The following is an 8,316-nucleotide window of genomic DNA, read 5'->3' as shown; positions in this document are numbered from 1 at the left end:
ACCAGTAGCTCCAGTAGTACCAGTAGCTCCAACATCGCCAGTAGCTCCAGTAGTACCAGTAGCTCCAACATCGCCAGTAGCTCCAGTAGTACCAGTTGCACCAGCATCACCAGTAGCTCCAGTTGCACCAGTAGTTCCAGTTACCCCAGCATCACCAGTAGCGCCAGTTACACCAGTAGCTCCAGTAGCTCCAACATCGCCAGTTGCTCCAGTTGCACCAGTAGCTCCAGTAGCTCCAGTAGCTCCAGTTACACCAGTAGCTCCAGTAGTACCAGTAGCACCAGTAGGGCCAGTAACGCCAGTATCGCCAATATCTTCTGGCACTTCAGCGATCACTAAAGTTGCTTTAATTGGGACTAAAGGAGAAAATGTCACACTATTAGGTGTTCGATTCACTAAACCTAGTCCGATTGGTGCAACATCAACTTGTATAAGTGCAGATCCAACGAGCGGACCCATTATTAGAGGTGAACTTCCTAGCACTTCATCACCTTGTGTTGTTACGATTGAAAAAGTTATACCACTTGAACCTGGAGATGATTCAGTTGCTACCGACCAATTGACAAGATATCGTCCGATTTTGTTTAGGATGATGACTCCTGTTGCCGGGTTATAAATTACGGGCCCAAAGCTGCTAAGAACTGTTTCAAATAGAACAATCTCATTTGGATTGATTGTACCGGGCAACAGCCGTCTAAGTTGAAGACCTATTGTATCCAACCTGATTTCTCCTCGCTTTCACTAAATTTAATTAAGCTTCAATGGGGCTAAAAGACTGAGTTTTAAGTTCTTCAGCAAAAAAACTAGCTACCATATGCGCTTCTTTAGTAATACTCTGTGCTGGATTAGCAGCGTCCAAGGGGTATACATTAAAGTGAAACCCTTTTTTAGAGAGAGTATTTATGAAATATAATATGTAAATAGTGATAACAATGTGTCTTATAACAAAAAATTGATGTTATTTTGAATTAAATATATAATCTAGAAGAATGGATTTTTACTGCAGAATTTTGTTTTTTCTTTTTACAGAATGGTTGTAATTTTCGTTAGGTAGTATTGCTATTTTCTCAAAGTTTTTTTGACAAAAATAAAAAAGAAAAGTACTGTAAATAATAGGCTTTGTTCGTTGACGGAATGGCCATAAGATTCTTCTTATAATGTGTAAGCCTGATTTACGACCCACGGCATAAGATAGCTGCTTGTGGGCATTTGTTTTGCGTGGACGTAGCTTAGCAAATATGAATAAGTGAGGATTCTTAGATAGAATATTTTGTTAGGAGGTGCAGTCAATTGAGTACTAATGCACCAATTGGTATCTTTGATTCTGGAATTGGTGGTCTTACTGTTGTTAAAGAGCTTATGGAAATCATGCCTGGGGAAAATTTGATCTACTTTGGGGATACCGCGCGTACACCTTATGGATCTAGGCCTCCAGCAGAAATTATCGGATTTATGCAGCAAATTTTAGACTTTTTTACTATGCAAAAAGTGAAAATGGCTGTGGTTGCTTGCAATACTATGACAGCCTTGGGTCTTGAAATGGCAAAGAAACAATATCCTTTTACGTTGGTAGGTGTTAATACAGGGGCAGATATGGCCCTGGCTGTTACCAAAAGCAAAAAAGTAGGGGTTATTGCGACAAAAGCTACCATTGAAAGCAAGAATCATGCCAAGGCTATTGGGAGAAAAGATGCTGCTGTACTTGTTTATTCTCAGGCTTGCCCAAAACTTGTACCATTAATTGAACAAGAGCAGCTTGAAGGACCTGAAATTGAATTGGCAATAGCTGAATATCTGCTGCCAATGAAAAAACAGGGAGTGGATGCAATCATTTTAGGTTGTACTCATTATCCTCTTGTGAATTCAGTGATTGAAAAAATCATAGGCAATAAGATTGTCGTTATTGATCCTGCTAGAGAGACTGGATTGGAGGCACAATACTTACTACAGCAGCAAAAACAATTATCTTCATTGAATCAGGGAAACGTTAGATTGTGTTTTTCTGCAGATGTGGAACGGGCAAAAAGAATTGCAGGCTTTTTATTTGATACAGAAAAGGTAGAATTTGAATTGGTAAATTTAGAGAAGTTTGCAGTAGTATAGTCATATAGGAGTAATAAGGGAAAGTTTCATAGTCCTATGGGGTAAAATTTGGTATACTAATAAAGGAAAAAAATTCTGGAGATGGGGGCCTTGGTGTGGAAATCTTGGTGACGATAGTAATAATAGCTATAATTATGGCAGTAGCTGTGTGGTTGTTTATTGCCAAACAAGGTGATGCTGACTTTGAATTTAAAGTGAATGAGCGTACGGAATTTAAATTAGTTGACCAAACCGAAAAAACAGCTACTTTTTCTTGTGAAGTAGCATTTATCAATAAAGGTTCACAGGATGGTACGATAATGGATGCTTATCCTCGTCATTTGCTGCCCTATGAACAATTTGATGGTGTTGAGGTAAATTCTAGAATGGAACTTACCACAGCACTCCGAACCGATAATTATTTTGAAGCTGTGATTATTCCTAAAGGAACGGGTGGAATCGTTATTGTTACGGTTACATTTACGGCGAAGACAGGTAATATTAAAGATGCCTTGCAAAATTTATATGATTTGTCTGTAGATATGCCGATTGATATTGTATATCAGATTGTAGCTCGTACCCCATGGTATATTCATAAGGCGCGTATGATTATGACTTGTGATGAAATCAATAGGGCTATGCAGGCAAAAGGTACTGCGAAATGGGAGGGCTAGTAATGGCAGAACTTGAACTCAAACCAGTAGGTACGCGTATTTTAACAGATAAAGACAATATTGTAGATATGATCGAAAAGTATACCAAAGAGGATATTGGACCGGATGATGTAGTATCGGTAGCTGAGAGCGTCGTTGCGATTACCCAGGGGCGTGTGGCAAGGCCCGAAGATTTTAAAGTGTGCTTTTTAGCGAAGATTTTATGCCGCTTTGTACCTCAAAAAGGCAGTTTATCCAGTGTATACGGTATGCAGTCATTAATGGATGCAGAAGGTAAGTGGCGCGTTTTATTTGCTATGATCATAGGAATGTTTGCCAAAATTGTTGGGAAGAATGGTGTGTTTTATGAACTAGCAGGTTCACATGCTGCTCTAGTTGATGATGTTACTGGCACAATGCCGCCTTTTGATAAATGTCTGGTATACGGACCTTTGGAGGCAAATGGCGTAGCAGAGGAAATTAAACGTCGATTAGGCTGTTATGGTGCAGCAGTGGCAGATGTAAATGATTTAAAACGAGCATTGGTAGTAGGTGCTTCAGCAGGTCTTGATCCTAAGAAGTTGGCACATATTTTAATTGATAATCCTTTCGGTAACGCTTCCCAACGGACACCGATTGTTATTATTAAAAATTATGCAGCAGTAGAGAGAAGGACAGAAAATCTTCTTTCTAGTGAGTAATTGATTAGCAAAGAGGATAGAATACAGCTATCCTCTTTGTTATTTTTGCTGTAAAATTAACTAATATTATAGGTCTAAAATGTATGGAATTTATGTGTTGGAGGAATGACATGGCTAATATTGGTATTACTACAACCGTACCTGTGGAGATTATTTTAGCAGCCGGAAATGTACCAGTAGATTTAAATAATGTATTTATTACTGATAAAGAAGCCAATCGATTAGTAGAAGGAGCCGAAGATGCAGGTTACCCTCGTAATATATGCGGCTGGATTAAAGGTTTATATTCTGTAGTCGTAGAGCGGGGAAATATAGATACAGTACTTGCAGTTACCCAAGGCGATTGCAGTAACACTCATGCCTTAATGGAAACCTTGCAATTGGTAGGTGTAGAGACCATTCCCTTTGCGTATCCTTTTGATCGGGATTATGATCTTTTGAAATTGCAGATGGATAAATTAATTACAGCTTTAAAAACGGATTGGGAGCAGGTTATGGCTGTAAAAAAACGTTTAGATGGGGTAAGAAGTAAAATTGCTGAAATGGATCGCCTTACCTGGCAGGAAAATATAGTAAGTGGTTGGGATAACCACTTATTTCAAGTTAGCTGCAGTGATTTTAATGGAAATGTGAATAAATTTGAGCAGGATATTGATCAATTTTTATTAAAAACGAAGTATGCCAATGAATTTACAGAAGATATTCGCTTAGGGTATATTGGTGTTCCACCTATTTTTAATGATCTATATGGTCATTTTGAAAAGATGGGAGCAAGGGTTGTCTTCAATGAAGTGCAGCGGCAGTTTGCCATGCCTTATCAAGTAGAGGATTTAGTGGAACAATACAGACTGTATACCTATCCTTATGGTGTCTTTCAGAGAATTGAAGATATTAAGAGAGAAATTGAAAAACGTAATTTGGATGGTATTGTGCATTATGTCCAAAGTTTCTGTTTCAGGCAGATTGAGGATATGATCTTTAGGGAAAAATTAGATATACCCATACTAACCATCGAAGGAGATAAGCCGGGTAAGTTGGATGCCAGAACGAAGCTTCGAATGGATAGTTTTCTGGAAATGCTGCGATGAGGTGAAAGATATGTTTTGTGGTATCGATTTAGGCAGCCGTAGTGTAAAATTAGTTGTAATGGATCAAGAAGGTGTAAACCGTTCTGAAATCTTTGAAACCGTGCAGTTTTATCGAAACTATGGACAACCTGGGCAAAATGGACTCGTTGTTGACTTTGCCTCTGTGGGGGTAGGGGAATTTGATAAGGTGGTTGCTACTGGCTATGGGCGTAATACCATCAATATTGTAGGAGCTACTGTCATTGCAGAACTGAAAGCACACGTTATAGGAGCCATGTGGCAGACTGGACTTAATAATTTTACCTTATTAGATTTAGGTGGACAGGATAGTAAAGTCATTAAGGTGCGCAAAGGTAAAATGGTGGATTTTGCGACAAATGATAAATGCGCTGCTAGTACAGGGCGATATTTAGAAAATATGGCAACGGTTCTCGGGATTAGTTTAGCAGAACTTAGCAATTATAAGGAAAATCCTGTAGAGCTGTCTGCAACTTGTGCTATTTTTGGAGAATCTGAGCTTATTGGACGCATTGTGGAAGGTCATAGCCTTCCACAATTAGCAGCTGGCGTTAATTATACGATTTTCAAGAGAATCAAGCCGATGCTCCATTCTCTTGCCAGTGAAGTGATTGTCTTTACAGGAGGCGTGGCTTTAGGAAAGGCCATTGGACAAACCATATCTTCTGAACTTGGAGTAGAGGTTGTTGTACCAAAGTATCCACAACTCAATGGAGCAATCGGCTGTGGGGTTTATTCCTGGGAAAAGAGGGGATAATATGTTCTTGGGGCTTGATATTGGTGGGACATTTACAGATGGTGTAGTAGTAGCAGATGGGAAAATAGTCACTATGGTTAAGACTCCTACTACTAAGGAGAATCTATTGCAATGTATTTTGACGGTAGTAGATAAGATGGTGGAGGATACTGGTAGTAAGGCGTTTGAACGCATTGCACTATCCACAACAATTGTAACCAATGCGATAGTGGAAGGTAAGATTGATCAGGTTGGTCTATGTATTATGCCAGGACCAGGGATGAACATAAATGATATTCTGCCAGTTGCGCCTTACATCTTATCTGGTTATATTGACCATCGTGGCCGTGAAATGGCTCAGCCTAATAAAGAGGAAGTGCTGAGTGCTTGTCGTCATTTTTCTTCTTGTGATGTATTTGTTGTTTCTGGGAAATTTGCTGTTCGTAATCCTTGTTTTGAATTAGCAGTGACGGATTGGATACAAGGAGAAGTGAGCCCTATTCATATTAGTACAGGAGGAAAAGTTTCAGGTTCGCTTAATTTTTTAAGGCGTACCAATTCGGCTTATTATAATGGGGTTGTATGGCGGCATTTTAATGCTTTTGCTACGGCAGTAGAAGAAGCATTAAAGATGCGTGGGATTTATAGTCCTGTTTTTGTGTTAAAAGCAGACGGAGGCACACTGCCTTTATCAGTAGCCAGAAACTATCCTGTAGAGGCTATTTTTACTGGACCCGCTGCCAGTACCATCGGTATTATGGGCATGAATGGTGATGCCGCCGTTTCTGGAATTTCTCTTGATATTGGGGGCACTACTACAGATATTGCATTGTGGCAAAAGGGAAGACCTATTTTAGCAAAAGAAGGGGCAGCCGTTGCTGGGCATGGAACTGGGGTTCAGGGATTTCGCCTTAAGTCTGTTGGAATCGGCGGTGACAGTTTGGCTTTCTGGGAGAATCATGTATTGAAGGTAGGACCGATGCGCCATGGTCCTGCTATGGCGGCAGGAGGTCCTAAGCCTACTGTGACTGATGCTATGGTAGCGGCGGGATTCATTGATTTTGGCGATCGCGCCTTAGCAGTAAAGGCAATGAAGCTGCTTGCTTTACAAGGGCAAAGCCCAGAAGAGATGGCGAGTCAAGTAGTAGATAAGGCAGTGAATGGTATTTGCCAGTCGATAGCCAATTTGTTGGAAGAGCAAGCTGCTGAACCTTTATATCATGTAGAAGAAATTATTTATGAAACAAAATTTGTCTTAGAAAACATAATTGGTGTAGGCGGCGGAGCGGCAGGTCTTGTGCCTCTGGTTGCTAAAAAGCTGGGAATTAGCTATACACTTCCTGAGAATGGGAGGGTTGCTAATGCCTTTGGCGCGGCGGTAGCAAGACCAACTCTTGATATTACTCTTCGTGCTGATACTGCAGAAGGATATTACACCGTTGCGGAATTAGGGATCAAAAATAGACTGCCTCGAGGGAAATTTTCCTTACAAAATGCTTATGAGTTAGCAGAAAAACATTTGGCAGAGTTAGCCCAGAAAAATGGTATTTTTATCGATGAAACCCAAATCATACAATCAGAGGAATTTAATATGGTTCGTGGCTTTACTACAGTGGGAAAAATTATGACCTGCCGCTTGCAGGTAAAACCTGGTGTGCTGCAGTATGGCAAGGAGGAGTTATGTTGAATGCTCAAAGGTTAGGATTGGTATTTTTTCCAGCTTTTGATTGGGCGATTAGCCCAACTCATCCTGAGCGGGAGGAACGTTTGTTATATACCCGTGATCAGATTGTAGAAGAGGGGCTGCTGGATATGCCAGCGATACGGGAATATAAGCCTAAAATCGCTAAAATTCAGGATATTGAAAGAGTGCATGTTGGGGTACCTGATATAGCATCTTTAATTACCAATGCTCATTTGGTGTCAGCAGGTGGAGCGATTGCAGCTGCTGATGCGGTAATGAAGAAGGAAGTACAGCGGGCTTTTGCTTTAGTACGTCCGCCAGGACATCATGCTATGCGCATTGTTCATGGGACTCGTGGATTTTGTACCATTAACATGGAAGCAATTATGATAGAATATTTACGGAAAACCTATGGTATCGGTAAAGTTGCCATCGTTGATACAGATGTGCATCATGGCGATGGTACCCAAGATGTCTTTTATCATGACCCTAATACCTTATTTATTTCCTTTCATCAGGATGGGCGGACCTTATATCCGGGTACTGGTTTTACCAATGAAATGGGTAGTCCTAATGCTCTTGGTACTACTTTAAACATACCCTTGCCGCCAGGAACGACAGATCGTGGTCTTCATGAAGTACTGGATCATCTGATTATGCCTATTTTGGGAGACTTTAAACCTGATATTATTATTAATTCTGCCGGGCAGGATAATCATTATAGTGATCCTTTAGCGAATATGGCAATTACAGCACAGGGCTATGCGCGATTAGCCGAAACATTAAAGGCGGATATTGCTGTATTGGAAGGTGGATATTCCATTGAAGATGCTTTACCTTATGTAAATGTAGGGATTGTATTAGCCATGGCAGGAATGGATTATAGTAAAGTCATTGAACCTAATATTGCAGATTGCCCTTCTCAAACTTCTTCTGTCACTCACTATATAAAAGATGTAATCAAGGAGCGCCAAGATATGTGGGGGAAAAAAGAGAAGCTGCAGCGTGAAGCAATTATGAAACATGGTAAATTATGGCAGACAGAGCGCAGTATCTATTATGATGATGAAGGTATTAATGAACAGCAAAAAGAAAGAGTACGCTTATGCCCTCATTGCTCTGGATACGTAATAATTGAAACGAAGGCGCGCAGTAGTCTTCATTATAAAACAGCTTATATTGGTATGATTCCTCAGAAGGCTTGCCCGGCTTGTCTAAAAGCAGCTTATGATATGGTACATACAGCAAAGAAACAAGGAAATTATCAGCACTATATGGTGCAAAATAAACAGGAAGATCGGCTGGAAAAATTGTAACAATGTGTATAAAATAGAACTAGTACCTCATCTGCGCT

General features: G+C 40.2%; 7 protein-coding genes and 1 pseudogene. 7 read left to right on the top strand and 1 reads right to left on the bottom strand.

Annotated features, from left to right (window positions below; genetic code table 11):
- A pseudogene (locus tag LMF89_RS09785) lies at positions 1–720 on the bottom strand (hypothetical protein); the annotation flags it as partial.
- Positions 721–1,290: 570 nt separating this feature from the next.
- Here LMF89_RS09785 and murI point away from each other — a divergent pair.
- The 7 genes from murI (at position 1,291) to LMF89_RS09750 (ending at position 8,278) form a co-directional block, all read left to right on the top strand.
- On the top strand, positions 1,291–2,103 hold the full coding sequence (gene murI / locus LMF89_RS09780; RefSeq protein ID WP_229534888.1) for a glutamate racemase: 813 nt from the start codon (positions 1,291–1,293) through the stop codon (positions 2,101–2,103).
- Between the two features lie 95 nt (positions 2,104–2,198).
- Complete coding sequence (locus LMF89_RS09775) at positions 2,199–2,756, top strand: hypothetical protein (RefSeq protein ID WP_007959592.1); 558 nt, start codon at positions 2,199–2,201, stop codon at positions 2,754–2,756.
- 2 nt (positions 2,757–2,758) lie between these two features.
- Positions 2,759–3,436: a coenzyme F420-0:L-glutamate ligase gene (locus LMF89_RS09770; RefSeq protein ID WP_007959593.1), complete on the top strand. Its 678-nt coding sequence runs from the start codon at positions 2,759–2,761 to the stop codon at positions 3,434–3,436.
- A gap of 110 nt (positions 3,437–3,546) precedes the next feature.
- Positions 3,547–4,524 (top strand): 2-hydroxyacyl-CoA dehydratase family protein, encoded by a 978-nt coding sequence (locus LMF89_RS09765; RefSeq protein ID WP_229534887.1) that lies wholly within the window; start codon positions 3,547–3,549, stop codon positions 4,522–4,524.
- Between the two features lie 10 nt (positions 4,525–4,534).
- Positions 4,535–5,299: an acyl-CoA dehydratase activase gene (locus tag LMF89_RS09760; protein WP_229534886.1), complete on the top strand. Its 765-nt coding sequence runs from the start codon at positions 4,535–4,537 to the stop codon at positions 5,297–5,299.
- Positions 5,268–6,965, top strand: a complete 1,698-nt coding sequence (locus LMF89_RS09755; RefSeq protein ID WP_229534885.1) for a hydantoinase/oxoprolinase family protein — start codon at positions 5,268–5,270, stop codon at positions 6,963–6,965. The genes LMF89_RS09760 and LMF89_RS09755 overlap by 32 nt, the downstream gene beginning before the upstream one ends.
- Positions 6,959–8,278 (top strand): histone deacetylase family protein, encoded by a 1,320-nt coding sequence (locus tag LMF89_RS09750; RefSeq protein WP_229534884.1) that lies wholly within the window; start codon positions 6,959–6,961, stop codon positions 8,276–8,278. The genes LMF89_RS09755 and LMF89_RS09750 overlap by 7 nt, the downstream gene beginning before the upstream one ends.
- Positions 8,279–8,316 lie beyond the last annotated feature (38 nt).

The sequence above is a fragment of the Pelosinus baikalensis genome, assembly GCF_020819555.1.
Lineage (GTDB): Bacteria > Bacillota > Negativicutes > DSM-13327 > DSM-13327 > Pelosinus > Pelosinus baikalensis.
This window is presented reverse-complemented; position numbering and strand designations above follow the sequence as displayed.

Coding starts and splice junctions, on each gene's coding strand:
- LMF89_RS09770 (WP_007959593.1), top strand. CDS start 2,759: ATGGCAGAACTTGAACTCAAACCAGTAGGTACGCGTATTTTAACAGAT.
- LMF89_RS09765 (WP_229534887.1), top strand. CDS start 3,547: ATGGCTAATATTGGTATTACTACAACCGTACCTGTGGAGATTATTTTA.
- LMF89_RS09760 (WP_229534886.1), top strand. CDS start 4,535: ATGTTTTGTGGTATCGATTTAGGCAGCCGTAGTGTAAAATTAGTTGTA.
- LMF89_RS09750 (WP_229534884.1), top strand. CDS start 6,959: ATGTTGAATGCTCAAAGGTTAGGATTGGTATTTTTTCCAGCTTTTGAT.